Below are 25,095 nucleotides of genomic sequence, written 5' to 3'. Positions count from 1 at the left end.
GCGGAAGCAGAACGGACCATGCTCTCTAAGGTCATTCGCTCTTCGGAACTTAGCACAATCGTGGGCGCTCGACGCGACATCATCGAGCACTTTAAGTCAAGAAATGATATAAGTCAATCTATTTATATCACGCAACACTAGTCCGTCGTTGCGGCTATTACGGCTTGTGAGCCTTCCGCCCTGCCGGGCCCGGAGGGTGGAAAGAGTTTTAGCCCGAGCCGCTACTGGCTGGGACGCCATGTTCCGCCCGCGGTGCCGTAGGGACTGGCCACCACTACGATGTAGCCGTCAGGGTCTCGCATCCAGCATTCCCAGTGATTGGGACCGCCCTCGCCATCAGGAGGGTTTCGATGCTTGGGCACTATAATTTCCACGCCCATTTCGGCGGCACGTTCCATGACAGCGTCAAAGTCGTCCACCTCGAACCATAGGAGTACGCCGTTTCCATAGGGCTTGTCGTTGCGATCGCCGATGGGGCCGTGATGGTGTTCGACTTCGAACCTGTGCAACTGAAGGACAAGCCGGTTATTGCAGACCAACTGCTCGTATTCGGTCCCGCCATGACCACTCTGGCAGCCCAGCAGGCGCTGGTACCATCTGCTGCTTGCTTCAACATCGGTAACGGCGATTAGAGGTTGAGGGCGCATGTTGGTAAGCCTAACACAACCAGACCCACACCATAGCGTCGAGCGAGTGGCGCTGACCGCCCGGGATGCGGTCCGCGGTTATTAGTTGTGAATGAATGGGTTGGGCGGTGTGGTGGGCTGCACGTCGCATCCACATCACCCGATGTAGATCACTTTAACGGGACAGCGTGCTCTTTGACGTAGGCAGCAACCCGCGGGTCCATGTCAGCGCTGGCCGCGCCGGGCGGAATGTAGTGGAACACCTCAGCGTACTCAACGCCGTACTTACTGCCCAGCTCGCGGTTTTCCCTCAAGACAAATTCCTTGATGTAGTTGCGATCGGCGGTGCCATCGTCATTGCCCAGCAGGGGCAGGCGCAGATTTCGCTTGGCCAGGCTTGCCCGCAGGCGTGATCCCAGATGCCCGCCCGGACCTTTTGCCCGATTGGCTCGGTTCGCGTCTACTTTCTTATCGACCTGCGCGCTGATATCCACCACGCGCGTGATCTCCGGCCGCCGCGCGAAATAGTATTTGTCCTGCACCTCTTTCGGCTGGAGACCTGCAGCGAATTGCTCGGGGTAATCGTGCGCACGGCCTGCCATCCAGCACGCCGCTTCCACGCCCCTGGCCACCATGTAATGGTCAGGATTCTCTTCATCGTGGCCCCAGGGGTCCCAGCCGATCACCGTGTCGGCCCTCACCAGCCGGATAATCAGAATCAGCCGGCAGATCAATTCGTTCAGCGAAATATTGGCCATCCGATGATTGCCGTAGTTCAGGTCGAAGAGCTGCTTGCAGCCGAGTGCCCGCGCCACCTCCGCAGTGTCGCGCTCATTGCCAAGCACGTTTTCCCCGATCGTTCCCGCGGTGCCGAGCCCCGGCGAATCGCCCATGTCATCGTTGGTGGCGCGTACCAGGTAGCCCGTATAGCCCTCTTCGATGAGCTTGGCCACCGTGCCCGCGGCCATCAGCGGAACATCATCCGAGTGCGCCTGGACGGCGAGAAGGACTTTCCCCTTGTGCGGCTGGCCCGAAGCGGAGCGCTCAAGATATGGTTCCTGCGACGCCTGCGGAGGCGATAGCTGCGCAGCTCCTGCCAAGGGCGTCATTGCGCTTCCAGTGATCAGGTTGCCGAAGAATTTGCGTCGTAGCATGGGGCCAATTATACTCCCGTCGAGGCAGCCCATTACAAGCGTCAAACTGAATCGAGAAGTTGAGAATATCGTTCGACAGGGAAGCCGTTGCCGCGCGCGCCGGGACTCTGCTGACTCGGCGCCTGGGAGAGCCTGAGCGTGGAGTCAAAAGCCGAAAGCGCGCCTGAATTGTTCCGCAGCCTCGGGATGCTGGACGCCACGGCGATTATCATCGGCATCGTGATCGGGTCCGGCATTTTTGTGCTTCCCAACCTGATTGCCCGAAACCTTCCGTCGAGCAATGCCATCGTTTTGACTTGGATCGGCGCAGGCGTGCTCTCGCTTTTCGGTGCCCTTGCTTACGCCGAACTGGGGGCGATGATACCCGCCACGGGCGGGCAGTATGTTTACCTGCGTGAAGCTTACGGTCCGCTGTGCGCATTCGTGTGCGGCTGGACCTTTATGCTGGCGGTTTTGTCGGGCGGGAGCGCATGGCTGGCGGTGACGTTTTCCATCTATGCGGGTTATTTTGTGCCGCTCACGCCGGCCGCAAGCAAAGTGGTTTCGATTGGACTCATTGCGGCGCTGTCGGCGGTAAATTACCTGGGCGTAAAAGAAGGCGCCTGGGTGCAGCGAGTTTTCACCGCTTTGAAAATTGCCGCATTGCTGGTCCTTATCGGTGCGGGGTTCCTGTTGTCCCATCCTGCTGCCGCTCTCAGGACGCCCGATCACGTTCCATTGACCATCGGGCACTTCAACATCGCGCTGGCAGCCTGCCTGATGGTGTACAACGGCTGGAGCTACGTCAGCTTTGTGGCGGGTGAGGTGCGAAATCCCCAGCGAAACCTGCTGCGCGCCCTGGTGATTGGGATGGCGGCGGTCATCGTCCTTTACCTGTTCGCAAATCTGGCTTACCTGAGGGTGATGACGATACCGGAAATCGCCTCGACCGAGCGCGTGGGAGCAGACCTGGCAACGCGAACAATGGGGTCCATCGGCGGAACATTTGTATCCGTTACGGTTCTGCTTTCGATTATCGGCGCGGTGAACGGCTGCGTTTTGACGGCGGCGCGCCTACCGTTTGCCCAGGCACGCGACCGGCTGTTTTTCGCGCGGTTCGGGAAAATCCATCCGCGGTTTCAGACGCCCGGCTCCGCCATCGTGTGGGGAGGAATCTGGACGGCAGCCCTCATCCTTACTGGTTCCTACGATACGCTATACTCATACTCAATCGTGGCGGCGTGGATATTCTATACGTTGAGTGTGGCCGCCGTTTTTGTGTTAAGACGAAAACAGCCGCATCGACAGAGGCCCTACAGGATGTGGGGGTATCCGTACACGATGTGGCTCTTCGTGGGCGTGTCGGTCTGGTTTGTGGTGGATGCGTTTTTGGCGCAGCCATGGCCCTCATTCATGGCCTTCGTGATTATCGTCTCAGGCGTGCTGGCGTACTGGATTTGGCGAAAGGTCGTGCCGATCCAAGAGATGCTGTCAACCGCACCGTCGGCGCAGGAGTAGTGGCGCCACAACCCCCCAGCTTAATGCCCGCGCGCGAGGAGGCTCTTCCAGCGCGCCCACGCCTCGTCGCGAGCTTTCTGGTTGGCCGCGTTCGCGTCCGGCGCTTCGCCCCCGCGCATAAAGCCATGCCCGGCCCCCTCGTAGGTGACGGGTTCGTAGGCTTTACCGGCGGTCTTCATGTTTTCACGCGCGGTCGGAATGGTGGCTCCGATGCGTTCGTCATTGCCGGCATAGAATCCATACACCGGAGCGTTGATTCGAGCCATGGCGTCGGCGGGCGGCGGCGGTCCGTAGAAAACGAAGGCGGCAGAGAGGTTGGGACGGTTGGTGGCAAAGCGGAAACTTTGCCCGCCGCCCCAGCAGAACCCGGCCACGTAGAGCTTGCCGTTCGCCGAAGGGATCTTTAGCGCGTAATCGGCGACGGCATTCAGGTCAGCCGTGATCTGATCAGGATTCAGGTGGCTGACCGCCTTAACGGCTTCGCCCTGGGGAAACGCGGAACTTCCGCCGCCGTTCGGCCCCATACCGGACAGCAGGTCGGGAGCAACGGCGATGTAACCGGCTTCGGCGACCTGATCGGCGAGGTCCTGCACCCAATCCGTCATTCCGAAGATTTCGTGAATAATCAGAACCACAGGCCGCTTGTCGCTGGCCTCAGGGTAGACAACGAAGGTGTCCACGCTGCGACTGTCGTGCTTCACGGTCACCCACTCGCGGTGCCGGGGAGATTTATCCACTTTCGCCCGCGCCCAATCCTGCGCTGAAAGGATAGATGCGCAAACGAGCACGAGGACCACATTGAGAATTGGAATTCTGGCTTTCATACTTCCTCCCTTCATGCCGAAGTGGCCGGCGATGGCTGCTTTTGAAACTTCCCTGGGATTGGAGGTCATCATACGCAATGAGAGGGATGGCTGACAAGAGGTGGGTGCTGACCGGACCTGGCGCCGGCTGCCGTCGAGGCCCGCCGGCCGCATTCTCTTAATTCCCTGCACACATGGCATAATGCGCCATGGCTGTATTTGCCAGCGAGTGGGCAATGCCCAATTCAGGGGCTGGACCCTTTGCCGGGCAGCGGTCGGAAAAGTCCGCCTGAAACGGCGCCCTGCCGATATGACATCGACGACGAACGAGAGGGCTCGGTGAGCGGCAAAGCCTGGATGATATTCCTGAGCTTGCAGGTGACTGGCATAGCATTCTCGTGGGCCGCCAGTTACAGTTCGAGTCCCAGCCCGCTCGTCTCCGGAATTGGCGTTGGCCTCCTGGTTGCCGGAAATCTGTTGCTGCTCCCCGGCGGGCTGCTTGCCGCCTTTGCTGTCCAGAGATTGGTTCTCCACGTCGTCCCTGCCACCATAAGCCAACTATCACTCGGCGGTGTTTTCGTTGCGGTGGCGATTAACCTGGCGATCTGGCTTCTCTGCGCAAAGCTTTACAGGTCGGCATGAGTACTTGAGGCATGCCCTCGGGGAGGCATTTTGAAACCTCGGATTTGAGCTTGCCCGTAGGGGCGACATTACTCGTCAGCGTTGAAGGACGTGATCTCTTTTAATCCATTGTAGATCCGTCCGGCATCAGGCATTTCCGGCAGACGTGCACAGTGCGCGTGGCCGCCCTCCCGCAGCCGCCGCGCACCGGCACATGTCCACCTTCTGGTTGGACTCATCAGGCACTTCGCCTGCCAAATCGTCGATCGCCGGGCGATTGCCGTGTTTTAATAAGCGGCCCACCGATGTGTGCTGATTATGCCCTTGATTCAGCAGCTTAGGAGCACGACCTTCTTGGGCGGTTGTTCTCAAAACGTGCATCCGCCGTCAGTCCTTGACCCTCGACCGTGCAACTTGTTTCCGGTTCTACAATCCGGCCAAAAGATCACTGGACCTGCATAAACTTCTCCCAAGATTGCCAGCCGGCACCCGAACCACCATCTCCGAGCAGCGTAGACGGGTATCTTTTCAGCAGGTTAGGGCCTGGTTCGGAAGTTCTCTATGTGTAAGGCCAGGCCACTTCGCGGACTGCCGGCCGTCGATGGGCACGCAAGTTCTTTCCGGCCGGAGGAGAGCGCCGATTCCATCTTTTTTCAGACTTCTCGCCTTCCGCGTCTATCTGCAGGGCGGGGCGGCCGTCCGCCTGCGCCTCAACGCGGACGAGTAAACCCACACTCCTTCCATAGTTTTTCCCAGGTCCAGATTCCGTAGTTGATGTTGGCGGGAAGCGGGAATCCTACCTGATGCGCCAACATGCACGCCTCTCCGCGATGGTGAGCGTCATGCACAACCATGTAGGTGAACATGGCGGCGCCCGGGTGCCATGGCCTTGCCCAACCGTCGCGACGGAATTGTTTGACGCGGCCCTCCGGGTGGCCCAGAACCTCCGCAAGCATCTCCCCGCATCGCAGGGCGCTTTCCGCAAGTGCAGTGCGAGCCTGGCGCGGAGTGCAGCGGGACCGGTCCATCTGAGCTGGTAATTTGAGATGCGGTGCGGAGAGCCTCAGCCATTTGCGGCGGACGTTGTGCACATGAGCGAATATCGCGGCGATGGTGCGGGTTTTGCGGCCGGGAGGCTTGGCCCGCCAGGCACGTGGGTCCAAATGCTCGACGATCAACTGGTTCATACGGTCGTTCACGGCGTAGGTTTCAAGCAGGACCTGGTGAAATTCAGCAGGCGAAGCATCAGCGCGAGTCATGGATCCACCTCTGGGCTCAAAGTTGGCCGGCAGGGCGCGGGCCGCCGCAGGACACAATCCCCTGGCGCACTGCTGCCAGAGTGGCACAACAGCCGATATTTCTCCAGTTGCCAGCGCACTGGGTCAGGCGCGATTCGACCGGGGAGAAGCGCCGTTAATTCAATGACTTTTCACCTTTGCCGATTTTGACAGTGTATTGGCCGTGTGCGATAATTCCGAGGATAGTGATAGAAGGGCGAAGTGCGGAAATGACGACAAGAAGAATGAGATATGGCGTAGCGGGCATCAGCCTGCTCCTGCTTGTGTCTGTACCTCTGGCGGGAGCGCAGGTGCAGAGTAAGGGCCAGGACTCCACGGCCCCGGCAACGGCAACGCAGGACCACGCTGCAGCTTATTACCATTACATGCTGGCGCAGCGATACAAGGACCTGGCCGGCATTTACAATCGCAGCGACTACGTTGACCGCGCCATCACCGAATATCAGAAGGCCATTGCTGCCGATCCTGGCTCGCTTTTCCTTCGGGTGCAGCTTGCCGAACTCTATTGGCGGGTCAGCCGCCTTGAGGACGCCGTTAACGAAGTTCAGGCCGTGCTCAAAGATAATCCGGACGATCTCCAGGCCCACCGCCTGCTCGCCCGCATCTATGTCAGTTCCATGGGCGATTCCAATTCGGGTTCGGCGACGCCAGGGATGCTGCAAAAGGCCATCGCCGAATTTGAAGCCGTGCACCGGCTCGACCCGGACGACGCCGACTCCGCCCTGATGCTGGGCAGGCTATACAAGGCTGACAATCAGCCCCAGAAAGCCGAAGCCCTGTTTGAGAAGATTCTTTCTGACAATCCCGAATCGCGCAATGTTCTGGTCAATCTGACGCAGCTCTACTTTGATCAGGGCGATTATGACAAGATCATTTCTCTGCTTGAGAACGTTCCTGACAGCCGTATGGACCCGGCGCTGCTCTATCTCCTGGGGAGTTCCTACGCTCAGACCCGTAATTTAACGAAAGCCGAGGAAGTATTCAAGAAAGCCTTGGACAGCGAACCTGACAGCGAAGACATTCGGCGCGCTTACGCGGAAGCGCTGATGGCCCAGGGGAAGATGGAGGAGGCGCGGGCGCAGCTTCAGGAAATGGTCAAGTCTGACCCGCAGTCTCCGACGTCGTACGTCCGGCTGGCCCAGCTCGACCGCCAAATGGGCAATTTTGACGATGCCCGGAAAGAGCTGGAACAGGCGCGAGGGCTGGCGCCCGACAATCCTGAAATTCCTTATCAGGAGGCCATCCTGGAAGACACCCTGGGCAATGAAGCCAAGGCGGTCAGTTTACTGCAGGACGTGCTGAAGAAGACCGAAAAAGCGGACGGAAAGTACAACCCGGCCGAAGCCAACAATCGCGCCATTTATCTACAGCTCCTGGGAACGGTGTACCAGCATCAGGAGGACTTCGACAAGGCCATCGAGACCTTCCAACGCATTGTGGCGTTGGGTGGGGACCAGTCGCCGCGCGGAGAATCTCTGATTGTCGGGACCCTCCACGATCTGATGCACCAGAACCGCAAGGCCCTTCAAGAAGCGGATGCAGCGCTGAAGAAATACCCGGACAACCGCGAACTGCGGATGCAGCGCGCTTCGCTGCTGGGACAGGAAGGGCATCGGGATGAAGCCGTGGCCCAGCTCCAAAGCATGCTGACGGGCAATGCCGATGATCGCGACATCTACTTGTCGATTGCGCAGATCTACTCGCAGGCCAAGCTCTATACCAAGGCCGAGGAGGTCGTCCAGAAGGCCCTGGCGCTCAGCCACAATCCCGATGACCAGGAATACGCCCGGTTCCTGCTGGGCTCCATTTACGAACGGCAAAAAAAGTTTGATCTGGCGGAAGATCAGTTCAGAAAGGTCCTTGATGTCGATCCGTTAAATGATGCCGCTGCAAACTACCTGGGCTACATGCTGGCGGACCGCGGCGTGCGCCTGGATGAGTCCGTGAAGTACATCAAGGACGCGCTCAAAATCGAGCCCAACAACGGCGCCTACCTCGACAGCCTGGGCTGGGCGTATCATAAGATGAACCGCAATGACATGGCGCAGGGCCCGCTGGAAAAAGCCGTCAAACTGATTCCTGATGACCCCACCATCCGCGAGCACCTGGGCTACGTCTATCTGGCGCTGGGCGAAAAGGCGAAGGCGCTCCAGGAATGGGAGCATGCCCTGAGATTCGAGCATAAGGGGGTGTCGGGTGACTTTGACCCCCAGCAGGCCGCCAAGCTCCGTAAGCAGGTCAACAACTTGAAGCGCCAGATCGGCCAGCCGGCCAGCCCAGTGGGACAGAATTAGCGTCGCAATTCAATTTGCTCCGTTTGCTTTCCCAGTTTTGCGGGGTGGGGCGCCGTCCTGTCGTATCTCTTGATCAAAACCGTCCAAGCCCGCGCTTTTGCCAAGGTTAACCTCGGACTCAAGGTCTTCGCCAAACGCCCGGACGGCTTCCACGAAATTCGCACCATCTATCAAACAGTAGCACTCGCTGACCGCGTGGAGGCCCTCATTTCCTCGCGCCAGAAAGGCATCCGGTTCGAGTGCGATTGTGCAGATGTCAGCTCGGGACGGGACAACCTGGTCTACCGGACCGCCGAGCTCTGGCAGCGCGCGCGCGGTTTTGAAGGCGGGATTCGACTCAAGCTCGAAAAGCAAATTCCAGTGGGTGCGGGATTGGGCGGTGGCAGCAGCGATGCGGCAGTTACGCTACTGGCTCTGGAACGCCTGACGGGCAACCGGCTTTGCCTTGCAGCCCGGCTGGAGCTGGCTGCGAAGCTCGGCTCAGACGTTCCGCTGTTCCTTCTGGGTGGCCGCGTGCTCGGCTGCGGGCGTGGCGAAGAGGTTTATCCGCTCACTGACCTTCCGGCGCGTCATTGCCTGATCGCCTTCCCCGGATTCTCTGTTTCGACCGCGGAAGCTTATCGAGGGCTGGATATGCGGTTGACGGAGGGAGAAGAAGATCGTAGAATTAGCTCTTTGGGCAAGCGGCCACCTTTTCCCCTGGAAGCCTGGGGGCCGGCCGAAAACGATTTTGAAGGGTTCGTTTTCGCGAGGTGGCCTGAGCTGGCAAGAGTAAAACGCCAGCTTATCCGGGCCGGGGCCGAAACAGCCTCCCTGACGGGTAGCGGTTCAGCGCTATACGCCGTCTATGAATCTGCCCAACAACTGAGGGAAGCGGCAACTCGGATACCCGCTGGATGGAAGGTGTTTCAGGTTCGGACACTTTCTCGCGCGGCCTATCTCAAGCGGCTTTACGTTTGACGGAATCGGCGTGAGAAGGACCTGTTCCATACCCGGGCGCGGGCGGTACCCTTAGCGCGCGGCGAAGCTTTAATGGACCGTCTCCCGCTTTCGGGTCAGGGTACTGGGAGGTCGTCCAGTGGTAGGACACATGCCTTTGGAGCATGGAACTCTGGTTCGAATCCAGGCCTCCCAGCCATAATTAAGGATCAGGAGAGAATGCTGACGGACGCGAATGGCTGATCGGATTCATCACGCGCTGAAAATCCTGACAGGAAATGCCCACCCGGCCCTGGCACGGGAAATCTGCCAGCACCTGGGGGTCCCGCTGGCGCGGATGAACGTCAGCCGCTTTCCCGACGGTGAAGTGCGGCTCCAGATCATGGAAAACGTTCGCGGGGCGGACGTTTTTATCGTGCAGCCGACCTGCCGGCCCGTGAATGAGAACCTGGTTGAGCTGCTGATCATTCTTGATGCTCTGCGGCGGGCTTCCGCTTACCGGATTACCGCGGTGATGCCGTATTACGGCTACGCCCGTCAGGACCGGAAAGACCGGCCGCGCGTGCCCATCTCAGCCAAGCTGGTGGCCGATCTCTTGACCTCAGCAGGAGCCAACCGGGTGCTGGCGCTCGATTTGCACGCGGGGCAGATTCAGGGTTATTTCGATATTCCGGTCGATCATCTGTATGCGACGCCGGTTACGGTGAATTATTTCCGAAAGCTGCGACTTAAGAACCTGGTGGTGGTGTCGCCCGACCCCGGCGGAGTGGAGCGGGCCAGGGCCTTTGCCAAACGGTTGAAGGTGCCTCTGGCCATCATCGACAAGCGCCGGGAAGATGCGGACGTGGTCGAGATGTTCAACGTGATCGGCGAAGTCGATGGCAAGAGTTGCCTGATCGTCGACGATATGATCGGGACCGGCGGTACGCTCGGCCAGGGAGCAAAGGCTTTGAAGGCCAAGGGCGCCAGCCGTGTTCTTGCCTGCTGCACCCATGGAGTTTTTGCCGGGAGCGCGATCGACAACATCATGGATTCGCCGCTCGAACAGGTTGTGGCTACGAACTCGATTCCCCTGCTCCCGGAAGCCCAGGCGTGCGAACGCATCAAGGTCCTGAGCGTGGCAAATCTGCTGGCGGAAGCCATCAAGTCGATCTATAAGGAAACGTCGGTGAGCAGGTTGTTTATCTAACTCCCGACCGGCTGGCTTGCGTCTGATTTTCGAGGTGTAAACAATCATGGCTGAAATATTAAACGTTGAGGCCCAGGCACGCGAAAGTTTCGGCAAGAATGCCGCCAGGCGGCTGCGGCATTCCGGCCGCGTTCCCGCGGTGGTCTACGGCGGCGGAGGACCTTCGGTTTCTCTCACCGTCGATCCGAAGGCGATCGTCCGCATTCTACATTCCGAGGCCGGGCACAACGCCATCTTCACTTTGCAAATCCCGGACAAAGCCCCGGCGCGAGTCATGCTGCGTGAGTGGCAGTGGGAGCCCATCAAGGGTGGCCTGATGCACGTCGATATGGTCCGGATCGCCCGCGATGAAAAATTGAAGGTGCGGGTGCCCATCCGGATAACCGGAGAGCCCCAGGGCGTCAAACTCCAGGGCGGCGTACTGGAGTTCATCCTGCGCGAAGTAGAGGTGGAGTGCCTTCCCGACGACATCCCGGAGCACATCACCGTGGATGTGTCTGACCTGGTGATCGGGCGCCAGCTTCGCGTTTCTGACCTGCCTGTGGCAGCCAGCGTGAAAGTGGTAGCGGAACCGGGCCGCGTTGTGGCCCATGTCGTGGCCCCGAAGGCGGAGGTTGAGCCGGCAGCGGAAACGGCTGAAGCTGCGCCAGTGCCTTCCGAACCCGAATTGATCCGCAAGCGCAAGCCGGAAGAAGAGGAAGGCGCCGAAGAAGCGAAGGAAGCGAAGGCAGAAGGCAAGAAAGAAAAGAAATAAGCGTGCGATCAGCGCCCGCTGGTATAGAAGGGAATGGAACAAGCGGGGTGAAACTGATTGTGGGTCTGGGTAACCCCGGGTGCGAATACCATTTGACGCCCCACAATCTGGGGTTCATGGCGGTTGACCGCCTGGCGGAAATTTGCCGGGCGGAATTCTCGCGCCGCGAAGCCCGCGCGAAAATTACTTCCGCCCGGTTTCAGGGCGAGCAGGTGGTTCTGGCAAAGCCTCAGACGTTCATGAACCTGAGTGGAGTTTCGGTTTCGGGCCTTTTGCGGAGCTTGGATGTGCCTCTGGAGGATTTAATCGTGCTGGTAGACGATGTCGATCTTCCGCTGGGCTCGCTGCGGATTCGCCCGAGGGGCAGCGCCGGTGGCCACAACGGTTTGAAGTCGGTAATCGGCGCGCTCGAGACAGACCTCTTTACGCGTATACGCATGGGGGTCGGGCCTGATAATCCGGCGGAGGACCTGGTCGCTTACGTCCTCTCTCCTTTCCGTGAAAGGGACCAGCAAGTTGTGGCGCAGATGGTCGATCGGGCCGTCGAGGCGGTCCGGGTGATCCTGAAGGAAGGCGTAGAAAAAGCAATGAACCTTTTCAATCGAAAGGTCCAGGCACAGGCAGAGGAGCAGTGAGAATTTATGGCGAAATACGAAATGATGTTTATTGCTCGGACCGACGTGCCCGAGCCGGAAATTGATAAACTGACCGCCCAGATGGACGCGGTGGTTTCGGGCGCGGGCGGAAAAACTGAAAAGATCGACAAGATGGGCCGGCGACGGCTTGCTTACCGCGTGAAGAAGCAACGTGAGGGTTTTTACATCCTCTTCATCTTTGAAGGGAACGGCGACACGGTGCGTGAATTCGAGCGGAGGCTGAAGGTCACCGACGCGGTGATCAAGTATCAGACTGTCCGGGTTGATGAGCGCGTGAAGCCGGAAGCGGAAAAGAAAGCTTCGTTAGAGCGCCCGGCAGCGCCGCCACCCGCCGCGCCTGAAGCACCGTCCGGAACGGAAACGGCATCTCAGAGTTAAGGGAGAGTAACACCTATGGCTTATGATCGATCAAAATCGGCAGAAGGCGGTCCCGGAAGGCGCCCGGCAGGTGGACCAGGCGGGCGGAGGCAATACTTCCGCCGGCGCAAGGTCTGCAAGTTCTGCGTGGAGAAGATCGGATTTATCGACTACAAGGACGTAAGGCTGATCGGGTCGTTTGTCGCGGATCGGGGCAAGATCCTTCCCCGGCGGCTGACGGGGACCTGCTCGCCGCATCAGCGCGCGCTGACCCGGGCCATCAAGCAGGCCCGCAATATTGCGCTGCTTCCTTTCGCGTCGGAGGTCTAGTTTCCTCCCGGCTGCTGGCAGGCGCGCGGGGGAAAAGCAAGGCGAAAATTGGTAATCGGAGAGGCAGGACATGGAAGTCATTCTTCTTGAAAATGTTGAAACGCTTGGATCGCGTGGGCAGATCGTCAAAGTGGCAAACGGCTACGGGCGGAATTATCTGCTGCCCAGAAAGATGGCGATCGCCGCGACGGCCCAGAACCGAAAGTGGGTTGAGCAGCAGCGGGTGCGCTTCCTGAAGCTGGAAGCCAGCGAGCGGGGAGAAGCCGAAGATCTCGGCAAGCTGATGGAAGGCGTCACAGTAGTGGCTACCCGCCGCTCCGGTGAAAAGGGACAGCTTTTCGGTTCTGTCACCGCCTTGGATATCGAGGAAGGTCTTGCAGCTCAGGGCTACTCGATCAGCCGCCGTAAGATTCATCTGGGCAGCCCTCTGAAGTCCCTCGGTGAGGTTGACGTTCCGGTCAGGCTGCACCGCGATGTTACGGTCACGGTGAAGGTGCGCGTCGAAAGCGATGGCGAACCTGAAGTCGCGCCGGAAAGCGTCGCCGCTGAAGCGGCCGCCGCGGCTGGGCCCCCAAGCGAGCTGGAAGCCGCCCCCGAGGCTAAGGCGCAAACTGAAAGCGAGAACGACGAGACCGCTCCGCAATCTTAGCCTTTTCTGATGATCTGGTAAGTCTCGGCTTGGGGATAAACATCTCTCGAAGCAGCGTCGCCAAAGAATCTGTTCCTCTTGAAATTCATCGCTGCTATAATCGCCTCCTACCGCACATCGGGGTTCGTTTTTCATGCCAAGCGCTACCGTCACCGAGAGGGCCTTTCCCCACAACCTTGAAGCGGAACGCGCGCTGCTGGGTTCCATCCTGCTGGACAATGGTGTGCTGAACCAGGTCCTGGAAACCATCGACCTGAACGATTTCTTTTCAGACGGGCATCGCACGATCTTCGAAAAGATGATGCTGCTTTCCGAGAAGAACCGGACCATTGATCTGGTGACGCTTTCTGAGGACCTTTCGCGCGAAGGGCTGCTGGAAAAAGTAGGCGGGGCGGGGTACCTGGCGGCGCTGACAGACGGGATTCCCATTGGCGTTTCCGCCAGCATTGAAGAGTATTCGCGCATTATCAAAGAGAAATCGCTGGTCCGGCGGCTTATCAACGCCTCGAACAACGTCATCACACGGTGCTTTGAGGGAGTTGATGATCCCGAAACTCTGATCGACCTGGCCCAGGGGCAGATTTTTGAGATAGCCGAGAAGAGGACACAGTCAGGCTTTCTCGATATTCGCCAGATTGTTAAGACCAGTTTTGGGGACCTCGAGAAGCTGCTCGACCGTGGCCATCGGATCACCGGGATTGAGACCGGGTTCATCGAGCTGGACAACATGACCTCCGGGTTCCAGCCGGGTGAGTTGATCGTTCTTGCCGCACGCCCTTCGCTGGGGAAGACTGCCCTGTGCCTGAATATCGCGGCGCATGCCTGCATCAACTGTGGGAAGAAAGTTGGGGTCTTTTCGCTCGAAATGAGTAAAGAGTCGCTTGCTCTCCGGCTTCTTTGCTCGGAGGCGCGTATTGACAGCCATAAGCTCCGGTCCGGTTTCACGACGCGGGACGACTGGCCCAAGATGTCCGAGGCGCTTCGCCGCCTGGCGGAAGCGCCCCTCTACATTGAAGACACGCCGGCCCTGAGCATCATGCAGATTCGCGCCAAGGCACGCAGGCTGAAGGCCGAAAAAGGCCTCGACCTGCTGATTATCGATTACCTTCAGCTTGCCACCGGGCATGGACGATACGAAAACCGCACGCAGGAAGTCAGCTACATTTCGCGCGGACTCAAGAGCATCGCAAAGGAACTGAATGTGCCCGTGCTGGCCCTTTCCCAGTTGAGCCGCGCTCCCGAGCAGCGTCCGGGGCAGAAGCCGATGCTCTCCGACCTGCGCGAGTCGGGCTCGATTGAACAGGACGCCGATGTCGTCATCTTCATCTTTCGCGAGCGCCGGTCAAGCGAAGACGGTGAGGATATCGCCGGAGAAGAAACCAAGCTCATCATCGGAAAACAACGCAACGGGCCTACCGGGGAGATTCCCATTGTGTTCATGAAGTCGTATGTCCGTTTTGAAAATATGGCAACCGGCCGCGAAGCCGAACCCTATTAGTTTTCTGTTCCAGGCCGCTCTCCTTTCGTCCTGGCCGGATGCATCTTGAAGAGGGAGTGAAAACAATGAAAAAGCCGTCGTGGTTACGATTTGTCGGCTTGGGAGCGCTGGCTTCGGCCGTTGCGCTTGGAGTGAGCATCGCCTTCGACCCCGGTCTTTCCAGAACGCCGGCGTTGCTGCCTATCGTGGCGGCCTGGGCCGTTGTTACTGCCGGGTTATTCATGTTTTGGGTGCTCGTCCGAGGGATGCTCTGGGTAGCTGATCGCAGCGCTCGGTCCCAGGCGGCGATCACCTGCGAAGTGCTGGCAGACCTGGTGAAACGGATGCAGTTGCTGACCTCGGATGCTCCGGAGGCGGCCGAAACAGGCGCCTGGGAGAACCCGCCAACCGGAATTGCCTGCGATTCGTGCGGCCGGCCCAAAGCCATGCTGCACTGCCGGAAGCACAGGGCAACTCTCTGCTTTCCATGCACCGGAAAGCATGACGCCGAAGACTGCGCGTACATCGCTGCTGATCGTCATGTTCAGGGTTTGCAGTTGCGGGCAGGGGCGCCGAAAATGATCGGTAAGTTGCTGGGAATATGATTTCACTCTTCATTCCACCGGGGTTGCCCCGGAAGAGTGGATGAAATGGTGCAATCCTCAGGAAGTGATGGGCCTTCGACCGGCACTACCGTCGCGGCTTTACAACATCGAGTGACACCAAATACCCAAAACCTGTTGCGGCCGACCTGGGCGGAAATCTCGCTTTCCGGGCTCCGCAAGAATTTCGAGTACGTGCGGCGTGTGGCAGGCTCGCGCCGCGTAATGGCCGTGGTGAAGGCAGATGCCTACGGACACGGCGCGGTGAGAATTGCCAAAACGCTGGCCGCAGCCGGGGCCGACTGGTTCGGCGTGGCCACGGTGGAGGAAGCGCTCGAACTCCGGGCCGCCGGCGTCGAACAGCCCATCTTGCTGCTGGGCGGGCTTTACATGAGCGACCCGGCCCATCTGATTGAGTACCGCTTGACCCCTACTCTCTCTTCCACGGCGCGTCTCGACACTTATTCCGAATGCGCCCGGCGCTTTGGCAAGCCCATCGAGTTCCACCTGAAAGTCGATACGGGAATGGGCCGCCTGGGAGTGCCTCCCGACCGCCTGACGGCTTTTGTGGAGCATTACCGCGAGCTTCCCGGCCTTGAGATGAAAGGCCTGTTTACGCACCTCGCTTCCGCCGAAGATCTGGTGGCGTCGCAGACGGAAGACCAGGCTGCGCGATTCGAAAAAGCGCTGCGCCAGGTGCGCGAGCTGGGCGTCAATCCTGAATGGTTGCACGTGGCTAACAGCGCGGCCCTGGTGGCGGGTTGGCGCTTTACGGAAAACCTGGTGCGGGTTGGCGCGCTGCTCTACGGCTATTGCCTGCCTCTCATGCTGCCGCCCGGCATGCAGGAACCGCAAGCGCCGCAGGTTGAACCGATCCTCACGTTAAAGTCGCGCGTCGTTTATCTGAAAGACGTCCCCAGCGGTACGCCGCTCGGTTATGGGGCGGCGTTTCACACTCGTCGCCGCTCGCGCATCGCCACGGTGCCTGTGGGCTATGCCGACGGGTTGACGCGCGCGCTATCTAATCGTGGACGGGCCATCGTGCGCGGCCGCGTCGCACGCATCGTGGGTAACATCAGCATGGACCTTACGCTGTTGGACGTCACCGACGTTCCGGGCGTGGACATCGGGGATGAGATTATCCTGCTTGGCCAGTCGGACCACTGCTCGATTACGGCGCTTGAAATCGCCGATCTGGTGGGCACGGTCCCCTACGAGATTCTCTGTTCGATTGGCAGGCGCGTCCCGCGCATCTATCTGGATTCTTAGCGTCGGCCTTGTTCGGGTTGCTTGATCGGCCTTCCTGGGTTTGCGTTCTCCCGGTCGCCGTTTCGATACCACTTCCCGACCACGTCCATTGCTGGCTTGCCCCAGGGCGTGAGGGATGCATCGGCCGGGCCGCCAAATCCGTTCGTCCCGACCTTCCACCAGTACATGCCTTCGAACCACGGCTTGTTGTAGAAGGCCTGGAAAATGGCGCGGTAGCAGCGGGCCTGGAGTTGAAGGTCAGCTTCACCGGATTTACCATCGGTCCAGGGGCGGCGATTTGCGCCGGGCGCGCTGGGAAATCCGACTTCGGTGAAGATGACGGGTTTATTGAACCGCTTCTCGACGGCTTCAACCCTTTCGAGCAGCACGCCGGTGGAAAGGTCATTGGGCAGAGCGTAATACTCCTGCAGCCCGATGTAGTCGAGCGCGTCCCAGAACTTGAGGCCCTCAAACTCCTCGCCGAAATTGGCGGCATAGGTCACCGGGCCGGGATAAATCCTCCGCACGTTCGCGATCAGCCTGCGCCACTCCGCCTCGTACGGTGACATGCGGACGAACTCGCCGCCCACGCAGAACAGGTCCGCGTGGATATCCGCCGCAACTTTTGCGTAGCGCTCGATGAACCGGCCGTAACTGTCGAACCACTTTTCCCGGTCAGCCTGGGAAGCAAAGTCGATGTCTCCGCCAAAGTGCCCGCCGCGGATCCAGATGCCGGGCTTGAGCATCACTTTCATTCCGATGGCATGGGCCAGGCGAGAAAGTTCGCTGAGACCTTCGTCGCTTTCCCAACTGTGCTGCCCGAAGCCGCGCACTTCCGGCGAACCGAGCTGCATGCCGCCGTAAGGAACCAGCGCCACGGCGTCCACACCGTCCGCGTGCAGCGTGCGGAGCATGTTTCGCGCGCCCTGGCTGGCATAAGGATTTGGAAATTCCGCGGAAAGGCTGACGCCTTTTTGGAAAAAGACTTTGGCGTACGGAGCGTCGACCGGAATTGGCGGGAGCGTTGACACCTCCGCCTGATCGGCCTGCTTCCGGTGCCGCTCCAAGGCACGGTCAACCCTTGGGCCGCCCCAGGTGATGCTGATGACCAACAGCAGGACGGCAAGGTCCGAGATCAGTGTCCGCACGCTCGTCAGCCTCGGATCAGCCATAGAGATCATTGGAGCCCGCAAACTTGCCAGAGCCGCCGCAATGGCCCAGCGCATAGCACCTCAAATGCGTCATCTGGATTTGGGCCGCCCTGGTAAAGGGTGGTTCGACGCCTTATCAGAAACGATTCTCATTCTAAACCGCGGCCCCGAACAGGCCGCTAGCTTTTCCCGCGCGTGGCGAACAATTCGGGGAAAGTCTGGCGATAGATCGACATTCCCAGCGCCGCGTTCATGCCCATCGCTTCAAGCGCCTGAATCTCGTCGTCAGTTGTGATGCCGCCCGCCGCCGTGATGGGCAGGCTGGTGGCGGCGCGCAGTCCACGGAAATATTCGAGATCGGTGCCCTGCAGCTTGCCTTCCGCATCGATGTAGGTACACAGAAACTCCGAGCAGTAAGGCTCGAGTTGCGGAAGGACGTCGGCGGGTGCCATCGGCAGCGTCTCCTTCCAGCCGTGAATGGCCACCCGGTTGCCCAAACAATCGACACCGATCATCAGCTTCTCGCGCGGGACGCGGCCGGAAAGCCCGCGAAGGAAATCCGGGTTGATGCCATTCGATGTGAACGCCGAACTGCCCACGATGATTTTGTACGCGCCGTCCTGCTCAACCTGCAGCGCACGCTCCAGGCTGCGGATTCCGCCGCCCACGCGGCAGGGTTTGCGGCGGCACAACTCGCGGACAATGTCGGCCTGCGCGTCGCGGCCCATAGCGCCGTCGAGATCAATCACCTGAATCTGCGGATACTCTTTGAACTTTTCCAGCACCGCAAAAGGGTCAGGCAGCTCAAGTGCTTTGCGTTTGCCCTGAACAAGCTGGACCACCTTGCGGTCCATCAAATCGATGCACGGAATAATCACAGGCGGACTGACACTCCTTCGGATCGAAGATATTCTTTGAGGCTGCGGATGGTGTGCGTGCCGAAATGGAAAATCGAAGCAGCCAGGGCTGCGTCCGCCGCTCCTGCGAGGAAAACGTCGACGAAATGCTCAAGATTTCCAGCGCCGCCCGAAGCGATCACGGGAATGGGCACGGCGCGGGCAATCGCGGCGGTCAGCTCACAATCGAATCCAGCCCGCGTGCCGTCGGCGTCCATCGAAGTCAGCAGGATTTCCCCCGCTCCCAACTGGTCCATGCGGCGCGCCCACTCGAGCGCGTCAATGCCCGTGTCTTTCGTGCCTCCGTAGGTCACCACGTTCCAGTGCGTGGCTTCCTTATCGCAACGGGGTTGCCGTCGCGCATCGATGGCGACGACAATCGCCTGCCGCCCGAACTGCGCTGCGAGTTGCCGCACGATTTCAGGGTTTTCAACGGCGGCTGTATTGATGGCTACTTTGTCGGCGCCCACCGAAAGCAGCCGGCGCGCATCTTCGAGGGTTCGGACGCCGCCGCCCACGGTGAGCGGAATGAAGAGCCTCCGCGCCACGCGGTTAACGGTGTCCATCAGGGTGGCGCGGCCTTCGCGCGACGCCGAGATGTCGAGCATCACCAGTTCATCGGCGCCCTCGGCGTTATACATCGCGGCGAGTTCGCCGGGGTCGCCGGCATCGCGCAGATTGACGAACTGGACTCCCTTGACAACCCGGCCGTCTTTGCAATCGAGGCACGGAATAATGCGCTTGGCAAACATGGAGTTCTTGCAATCCGAGAGACGAATGGGGTAACTCGAGGCAGGCCGCCCGTTCCTCTCAACGTCACGATTTCAGAAAATTCTCCAGTATCTTCAATCCCACATCGCCCGATTTTTCGGGATGGAACTGCACGGCATAGGCGGGGCCCACTCGGACCGCGGCCGCAAAGTCCTGGCCGTATTCCGTGACCGCCGTCGTCTCCGCCGTGACAGGCCCATAATACGAATGGCAGAAGTAAGCGAAGCTGCCACCGGGAACGCCTTTGAAAAGTCCGTCGGCGTGGCGAATCTCCAACTGGCTCCAGCCGAGGTGTGGGACCTTGAAGACTCCCTCAAACCTTTTTACGCGGCCTGGCAGCAACCCAAAACCTGGGCGGTCCGGAGCTTCTTCGCTCGATTCATAAAGCGCCTGGAGTCCCAGACAGATTCCGAGGAAGGGCTTCCCACTCGCAATCTGCTCCCGCAGCGGAGCGATCATCTTCTTCGATTCCAGGGCGTCCATCATAGCGCCGAAATGTCCCTGGCCGGGAAGAATGAGCCGGTCGGCGGACTGCAACCGTCCCACGTCCTCAACGGCTTCCGCCGGGAAACCGAGATATTGGACAGCCCGCAGCACGGAGCCGACGTTGCCTGCGCCGTAGTTGATCACGCCGATCATAGGAGCCCCTTGGTTGATGGAAGCTGGTCTTTCAGCCGGGCGTCGCGCGAGCACGCGTAGCGCAAGGCCCGCGCCAGCGCCTTGAACAGCGCTTCAATGCCGTGGTGGCTTGAACGGCCGTAAAAAATCTTGAGATGCACGTTGGCCCTGGCGCTCGTCGCAAAACCCTGGAAAAAATCCTCCAGTAGTTCGGACTGTAGATCGCCCACCAGGCGCGCGCGGATCGGCGCATTCAGCACCAGGTAAGGCCGGCCGCTCAGGTCAACCGAAGCGAGCGCCAGCGTCTCATCCATGGGCATCACAAAGTAGCCGGCGCGATTGATTCCTTTTTTAGCGCCCAGCGCCTTGAGCAGCGCCTCGCCTAATGCGATTCCTACATCTTCAACCGTGTGATGCTGGTCAACGTCAAGGTCCCCACGCGCTTTGAGCTCCAGATCAAAACCGCCGTGGCGCGCAAAAAGCTCCAGCATATGGTCGAGAAACCGGATGCCGGTGGAAACCGAGTAGCGCCCGCGGCCGTCCAGATCGAGCCGGATGCGGATGTCGGTTTCCGTAGTCTTGCGGTGGAGGGTGGCCGCGCGGGGCTTCATGAAGACCGCCTTTGTGAAGACTTACGCCGGGTCCCCGCTCCGTGGTCCATCTGCGGTTCCATCATCGAGCGAAACTCCGCAAGCCCCTGTATCAGCCGCCGCGTCTGTTCGGTTGAGCCGACGGTGAATCGCAGGTAGCCTTGCAGGCGCGGGTCATAGCTCCAGTCACGGATCAGGATGTCCCGGTCGCGCAGCTTGAGCGCGATTTCCGAAGCCTTTGCGCCCACGCGCGCCAGCACGAAATTGGAAAAGCTTGGCACATAAGGAATGCCAATCTTGTCGAGAAACCTGCAGAGCTGGCCGCGATTGTTACACACCTCCCGGGCATAGCGGGCCACGAATTTGTCGTGCTTGATGGCTTCCAGCGCGCAAGCCAGTGCCAGTGAATTCACCGCAAACGGGTTCTGCGCGCGCCGCATGGGTTCAGCGATTTCAGCATTGGTCAGGATGCAACCCAGGCGCAGCGCGGCCAGGCCAAAGGCCTTTGAAAACGTTCGTGTCACCACCAGATTGGGATATTTTCTGATCCAGAAAAGGACCGTCTGTCCGGAAAAATCGACGTAAGCTTCGTCCACCAAAACCAGCACGTCGGGAGCTTCCCGCAGAATCGCGCGCAGGTCGCGCTGTGAAACCACGGTACCGGTCGGATTGTTGGGATTGGCGATGGCCATCCAGCGCGTGCGCTTATTGACGGCAGCGAGCAGCATGCGCGCCGTAAGGCGGAATTGTTCGTCATACCGGACGCGCGTGGTGCGTCCCCCGGCGACCGTGTGGAAGAACTCATAGACGGGGAACGTTGGCGCAGGAACAATCAATTCATCGCCCGGGCCCACGAAAGTGTCGCAGACCATCTTGATGGCATCGTCGGTGCCGTTGGCCAGCAGCAGTTCATCCGCGGCGACGCCAAAATAGCCCGCAAGCGTTTCGCGCGCCGCTTCGTATTCCGGGTAGCGCGAGAGCCAGTCGCCGTTCAGCTTGCTGCGCAGCGCCCGGATCACCTGCGGCGCGCAGCCCACGGTATTTTCATTGAAATCCAGCCGGAGCTTTCCGCCGCGCCCCTCGCGTGGAGGGCGGTAAGCCTTCAGGCGCTCAACGGCCCTTCGGGGTCGAAGCATGGACCTTGAACCTCGTTTCGATGGAATACGCGTGCGCTTTCAAGCCCTCGGTGCGGGCCAGAGTGGTGATGGTTTTCCGAATGCGCCCGAGACCCTGCGGAGTGAGTTCCTGCACGGAAATGGTCTTGACGAAATCGGCGGCGCTCAACCCACCGCGCAGCCGCGCCGCACCGGCGGTGGGCAGAATGTGATTGGTGCCGGAAGCGTAATCGCCTGCCGCAACGGGGCTGGTTTCGCCGAGAAAGATCGATCCTGCCGAGCGCACACGATCGAGCATCCGCCTCGCGCCATCAAGCAAAGTGAGGTGCTCGGGAGCAAAGTCGTTTACGAGATCAATGGCTTCTTCCAGATTCTTCGTCACCACCACGGCCCCGTGCCCGCTCAGCGCTCTTGCGGCAACATCGGTTTCGGTGACCAAAACCTCATGCAGGATTCTTTCCGCCGCGCCCTGAACTTCGAGCGCCAGCCTGCGAGATGGCGTCAGGAAAATGGCCACGGCGTCGGGATCGTGCTCCGCCTGCGCCACCAGATCAGAAGCAATCCATTCGGCGTTGCCCTCGGACGCAACCACCATCAGTTCCGAAGGCCCGGCGATAAAATCGATTCCGCAATCACCGGACACCAGCTTTTTGGCAGCGGCGACGAAGCGGTTGCCGGGCCCCACGATTTTGTCCGCGCGCGGAACGCTCTCCGTGCCGTAGGCGAACGCGCCGATGGCCTGCGCCCCGCCCAGCCGGAAAATCTTCTCGATCCCAAGAATGTCGGCGGCGACCAGCACGGCGGGCGCCGGGCGCGGAGAAGTGACGAAGATTTCCTCGACGCCAGCAACCTGCGCTGGAATCACACTCATCAGCACGGTGGAGGGCAGCGGGAAACGGCCGCCGGGCACGTAACACGCCACGCGGTCAAGCGGCCTGACCATCTGCCTGATTTTTATGCCCGGTCCGTTGCTGATCTGCCAGGCACGCGGCAACTGCTCACGCGCCGATTTGCGAATGTTGCGCGCAGAAGACTGGACAACTTCCACGAAACCTTCGGGAACCTGGCGATAGGCTTTGTCGATCTCGCGCCGCTTGACCGTGAACCCTTCCCTGGCGAGGTCAATGTTGTCGAGTTGCAGAGTCCACCGTTTGAGCGCGCGATCGCCCTCGCGCCGAACGTCGTTCAGAATGCGCCGGGCGGCGGCCTCAGCCTTTTTGATCTGAGCCTCTCCGGAGCGGAGAATTCGCTTGACGTTCTCGGTGTCGCTGCTGCGGAAGATTGGAATCATCACGATGTCTCAGTTGCGGCGGTCCGCCAGTCAACGGCCGCGTTCGTGTCGAATGTTCAATTCACCTCAACGTCGCAAAGCTCCGGCAGTCCTCGCTCCAGGGCTCGGCGGCGGAAATGGCCTGCGGGACTTCTTCCGGTTCACCCACAACGCTCCACATGCGGGCGTGCCGGGAATCCATGAAGCGCTCTCCGATGCACTGCTCGAGCAGGCGGATGAGCGGCTGGTAGAATGACTGCGTATTCAGGATAACGATGGCCCCCAGGTAAAGGCCCAGCCGCTTCCAGGTGATTGCCTCCATCAGTTCTTCCAGCGTGCCGCATCCGCCGGGAAGTGCGATCGCCGCGTCTACGCCATCAATCATCCGCTTCTTGCGCTCGTGCATTCCGTTCACCACGATGGTTTCAGAAAGCTGCGGGTTCGCCCATTCGAGCTCCACCATGAATTCCGGAATCACGCCCACCAGGCGGCCGCCTTCGGCCATCACGCCGTCGGCCAGGCTCTTCATCGAGCCCGCAGCCCCGCCGCCATAAACCACCGTAAAATTGTTCCGCGCCAGCACGCGGCCCAGCCGCTCCGCAGCTTTCAGGTAGGCGGCATCGCATTGGCAGCTCGACCCGCAATAAACGCACACTCTCCGGTTTCCCATATGGCATCTCTCTTGTCCTGCCATCCCGGCCGGACGTGCAATCTAAAGGACGATCTTGTTCAACGGATATTCCACAATGCCCTGCGCGTTCGCGGCCTTGAGCCGTGGAATGATTTCCCGCGCCGTCTTTTCTTCAATCACGGTATTGACCGCCACCCAATCCGAATCACTGAGGTCTGAGATGGTGGGCCGCTTCAGCGCCGGCAGCACATCGAGCACGGCCTTCAGGTCTGCGCGCTTCACGTTCAGCATCAGGCCCACCTTGCCGGCCGCGTCGATGGCCCCCTTCAGCAGCATCACCAGGGTCTCAATTTTCTGCCGCTTCCAGGCGTCGTTCCAGGCGGCCTTGTTGACGATGAATTTGGTGTTCGATTCGAGCACAGTCTCGACAATGCGCAGGCCGTTGGCGCGCAGTGATGAGCCGGTCTCCGTGACCTCAACGATGGCGTCGGCAAGGACCGGGGGCTTCACTTCCGTGGCTCCCCAGGAAAATTCCACTTTGGCGTTGACACCGTTTTTCGTCAGGTAACGACGGGTCACATTCACCAGTTCGGTGGCCACGATTTTCCCTTCCAGGTCCCTGACGCCTTGGATCTCTGACTTCTCCGGCACCGCCAGCACCCATCGAACTTTACCAAAAGTGTTTTTGGCGTAAATCAGGTCAGCAACTTCCACCACGCCGTTGCCGGCTTCATTATTCTCCAGAATCCAGTCCCGGCCCGTCATGCCGGCGTCGAGCACGCCGTCTTCCACGTAGCGGGCCATCTCCTGGGCGCGGATCAGCATGCACTCCATTTCGCCGTCATCAATCACGGGAAAATAGGACCGCGAGTTGCAGGTGATCTCATAACCAGCGCGACGAAACAGTTGCAGGGAGGCTTCCTGAAGGCTGCCCTTGGGGATTCCCAGTTTCAAACTCATGCTTTCGTCTCCTGTTGCGAACTGCGGTAGACCTCGTTGGGATTGAATTCCTGCCGGGCGATGACTTCTTCGCCCTGGGGCGTCACCTTGCGGAAGAAACACGACCGATAACCCATGTGGCAGCAGCCGGGCCCCGCAAGCTCCGCGCGCACTAGCAGCGCGTCCTGGTCGCAATCCACGCGAACTTCGCGGACCTTCAGCTTGTGGCCGGAGGTTTCACCCTTGGTCCAGAGCTTCTGCCGGCTGCGGCTGTAGAAGGTGACGAACCCGGTATTCAATGTCGTCTGGTAAGCCTGGCTGTTCATATAGCCCAGCATCAGCACGTCGCCGGTCTTCCAGTCTTGGACGATGGCTGGGATAAGATTGTCCTGGAATTTCAAGTCCATGGTCTTGATGCTCCATTGCCCAAAAATAAAAAAACCCGCTAACTCTAATCGTCAGCGGGTCCTAACTTAATTCCGATCCTGGTTCCCGATTAGGCCAGCACCCACTGACACCACACCTTGTGGTTCGTATGGTGATGGTGATGTGCCGGCGCGTACCGCATAGAGAACTTACATTAATCTACGCCACATGTTTTGTCAACAGGCGTGTCGGCA

27 protein-coding genes and 1 tRNA gene are annotated in these 25,095 nt (G+C 59.8%); 14 read left to right on the top strand and 14 right to left on the bottom strand.

The features are described from left to right. Positions 1-221 precede the first annotated feature (221 nt). Both VFQ24_00355 and VFQ24_00350 read right to left on the bottom strand, forming a co-directional pair. Positions 222-647 (bottom strand): VOC family protein, encoded by a 426-nt coding sequence (locus tag VFQ24_00355; protein ID HET9176790.1) that lies wholly within the window; start codon positions 645-647, stop codon positions 222-224. Between the two features lie 149 nt (positions 648-796). Continuing rightward, a complete protein-coding gene (locus VFQ24_00350) occupies positions 797-1,780 on the bottom strand; it encodes a PIG-L family deacetylase (protein ID HET9176789.1) in 984 nt (327 codons plus the stop codon). Between the two features lie 138 nt (positions 1,781-1,918). Here VFQ24_00350 and VFQ24_00345 point away from each other — a divergent pair, with 138 nt between their 5' ends. After that, positions 1,919-3,277: an amino acid permease gene (locus tag VFQ24_00345; GenBank protein HET9176788.1), complete on the top strand. Its 1,359-nt coding sequence runs from the start codon at positions 1,919-1,921 to the stop codon at positions 3,275-3,277. 20 nt (positions 3,278-3,297) lie between these two features. On the opposite strand, the gene VFQ24_00340 is transcribed toward VFQ24_00345, so the two are convergent. After that, positions 3,298-4,101, bottom strand: coding sequence for a dienelactone hydrolase family protein (locus tag VFQ24_00340; GenBank protein HET9176787.1), 804 nt, complete (start codon positions 4,099-4,101; stop codon positions 3,298-3,300). Between the two features lie 240 nt (positions 4,102-4,341). Between VFQ24_00340 and VFQ24_00335 the strand changes: the two genes are divergently transcribed. Beyond that, positions 4,342-4,722, top strand: a complete 381-nt coding sequence (locus VFQ24_00335) for a hypothetical protein (protein ID HET9176786.1) — start codon at positions 4,342-4,344, stop codon at positions 4,720-4,722. Between the two features lie 689 nt (positions 4,723-5,411). Here the strand turns inward: VFQ24_00335 and VFQ24_00330 are convergent. After that, entirely contained in the window at positions 5,412-5,960 is a 549-nt protein-coding gene (locus VFQ24_00330) for a DinB family protein (protein ID HET9176785.1), read from the bottom strand. Between the two features lie 248 nt (positions 5,961-6,208). Here VFQ24_00330 and VFQ24_00325 point away from each other — a divergent pair, with 248 nt between their 5' ends. The 12 genes from VFQ24_00325 to alr all read left to right on the top strand — a co-directional run bounded on the left by VFQ24_00325 (position 6,209) and on the right by alr (position 16,515). After that, a complete protein-coding gene (locus VFQ24_00325; protein HET9176784.1) occupies positions 6,209-8,293 on the top strand; it encodes a tetratricopeptide repeat protein in 2,085 nt (694 codons plus the stop codon). Positions 8,294-8,362: 69 nt separating this feature from the next. Then, on the top strand, positions 8,363-9,253 hold the full coding sequence (ispE, locus tag VFQ24_00320; GenBank protein HET9176783.1) for a 4-(cytidine 5'-diphospho)-2-C-methyl-D-erythritol kinase: 891 nt from the start codon (positions 8,363-8,365) through the stop codon (positions 9,251-9,253). A gap of 104 nt (positions 9,254-9,357) precedes the next feature. Continuing rightward, positions 9,358-9,431: transfer RNA gene (locus VFQ24_00315), tRNA-Gln, on the top strand. Between the two features lie 36 nt (positions 9,432-9,467). Continuing rightward, complete coding sequence (locus tag VFQ24_00310; GenBank protein HET9176782.1) at positions 9,468-10,421, top strand: ribose-phosphate pyrophosphokinase; 954 nt, start codon at positions 9,468-9,470, stop codon at positions 10,419-10,421. Between the two features lie 46 nt (positions 10,422-10,467). Beyond that, positions 10,468-11,175, top strand: a complete 708-nt coding sequence (locus VFQ24_00305) for a 50S ribosomal protein L25 (GenBank protein ID HET9176781.1) — start codon at positions 10,468-10,470, stop codon at positions 11,173-11,175. A 47-nt stretch (positions 11,176-11,222) separates the two neighbouring features. After that, positions 11,223-11,810: an aminoacyl-tRNA hydrolase gene (pth, locus tag VFQ24_00300; GenBank protein HET9176780.1), complete on the top strand. Its 588-nt coding sequence runs from the start codon at positions 11,223-11,225 to the stop codon at positions 11,808-11,810. Between the two features lie 6 nt (positions 11,811-11,816). Continuing rightward, a complete protein-coding gene (gene rpsF / locus VFQ24_00295) occupies positions 11,817-12,209 on the top strand; it encodes a 30S ribosomal protein S6 (GenBank protein ID HET9176779.1) in 393 nt (130 codons plus the stop codon). 15 nt (positions 12,210-12,224) lie between these two features. Beyond that, positions 12,225-12,518 (top strand): 30S ribosomal protein S18, encoded by a 294-nt coding sequence (gene rpsR, locus VFQ24_00290; protein ID HET9176778.1) that lies wholly within the window; start codon positions 12,225-12,227, stop codon positions 12,516-12,518. A gap of 70 nt (positions 12,519-12,588) precedes the next feature. Continuing rightward, positions 12,589-13,167, top strand: coding sequence for a 50S ribosomal protein L9 (gene rplI / locus VFQ24_00285; GenBank protein HET9176777.1), 579 nt, complete (start codon positions 12,589-12,591; stop codon positions 13,165-13,167). Positions 13,168-13,300: 133 nt separating this feature from the next. Next, positions 13,301-14,665 carry a replicative DNA helicase gene (dnaB, locus tag VFQ24_00280; protein HET9176776.1) on the top strand — a complete coding sequence of 455 codons (1,365 nt, stop codon included), beginning with the start codon at positions 13,301-13,303 and terminating at the stop codon, positions 14,663-14,665. Between the two features lie 65 nt (positions 14,666-14,730). Further along, on the top strand, positions 14,731-15,249 hold the full coding sequence (locus VFQ24_00275; protein ID HET9176775.1) for a hypothetical protein: 519 nt from the start codon (positions 14,731-14,733) through the stop codon (positions 15,247-15,249). A 45-nt stretch (positions 15,250-15,294) separates the two neighbouring features. Further along, positions 15,295-16,515, top strand: coding sequence for an alanine racemase (gene alr / locus VFQ24_00270; protein HET9176774.1), 1,221 nt, complete (start codon positions 15,295-15,297; stop codon positions 16,513-16,515). Here the strand turns inward: alr and VFQ24_00265 are convergent. From VFQ24_00265 to hisI, 10 genes are all read right to left on the bottom strand, one after another. Next, on the bottom strand, positions 16,512-17,666 hold the full coding sequence (locus VFQ24_00265; GenBank protein HET9176773.1) for a hypothetical protein: 1,155 nt from the start codon (positions 17,664-17,666) through the stop codon (positions 16,512-16,514). The two genes, alr and VFQ24_00265, sit on opposite strands and share 4 nt — an antisense overlap. Positions 17,667-17,824: 158 nt before the next feature. After that, the gene (locus VFQ24_00260) at positions 17,825-18,523 is read right to left on the bottom strand and encodes a HisA/HisF-related TIM barrel protein (GenBank protein HET9176772.1); all 699 of its coding nucleotides are present in this window, start codon (positions 18,521-18,523) and stop codon (positions 17,825-17,827) included. Beyond that, on the bottom strand, positions 18,520-19,293 hold the full coding sequence (gene hisF / locus VFQ24_00255) for an imidazole glycerol phosphate synthase subunit HisF (protein ID HET9176771.1): 774 nt from the start codon (positions 19,291-19,293) through the stop codon (positions 18,520-18,522). The genes VFQ24_00260 and hisF overlap by 4 nt, the downstream gene beginning before the upstream one ends. 64 nt (positions 19,294-19,357) lie before the next feature. Next, entirely contained in the window at positions 19,358-19,951 is a 594-nt protein-coding gene (hisH, locus tag VFQ24_00250) for an imidazole glycerol phosphate synthase subunit HisH (GenBank protein ID HET9176770.1), read from the bottom strand. Continuing rightward, entirely contained in the window at positions 19,948-20,541 is a 594-nt protein-coding gene (hisB, locus tag VFQ24_00245; protein HET9176769.1) for an imidazoleglycerol-phosphate dehydratase HisB, read from the bottom strand. The genes hisH and hisB overlap by 4 nt, the downstream gene beginning before the upstream one ends. Further along, a complete protein-coding gene (hisC, locus tag VFQ24_00240; protein HET9176768.1) occupies positions 20,538-21,656 on the bottom strand; it encodes a histidinol-phosphate transaminase in 1,119 nt (372 codons plus the stop codon). Before hisC ends, hisB begins: the two co-directional genes overlap by 4 nt. Further along, complete coding sequence (gene hisD, locus VFQ24_00235; GenBank protein HET9176767.1) at positions 21,631-22,926, bottom strand: histidinol dehydrogenase; 1,296 nt, start codon at positions 22,924-22,926, stop codon at positions 21,631-21,633. Before hisD ends, hisC begins: the two co-directional genes overlap by 26 nt. A gap of 61 nt (positions 22,927-22,987) precedes the next feature. Further along, positions 22,988-23,575, bottom strand: coding sequence for a TIGR00730 family Rossman fold protein (locus tag VFQ24_00230; GenBank protein ID HET9176766.1), 588 nt, complete (start codon positions 23,573-23,575; stop codon positions 22,988-22,990). 42 nt (positions 23,576-23,617) lie between these two features. Next, a complete protein-coding gene (gene hisG / locus VFQ24_00225; protein HET9176765.1) occupies positions 23,618-24,496 on the bottom strand; it encodes an ATP phosphoribosyltransferase in 879 nt (292 codons plus the stop codon). Then, on the bottom strand, positions 24,493-24,882 hold the full coding sequence (gene hisI, locus VFQ24_00220; GenBank protein HET9176764.1) for a phosphoribosyl-AMP cyclohydrolase: 390 nt from the start codon (positions 24,880-24,882) through the stop codon (positions 24,493-24,495). Before hisI ends, hisG begins: the two co-directional genes overlap by 4 nt. Positions 24,883-25,095 lie beyond the last annotated feature (213 nt).

Source organism: Terriglobia bacterium (genome assembly GCA_035712365.1).
Taxonomy (GTDB): Bacteria; Acidobacteriota; Terriglobia; order UBA7540; family UBA7540; genus SCRD01.
Note: the sequence above shows the minus strand (reverse complement) of the source record. Positions and strands in the feature narration are given on the sequence as shown.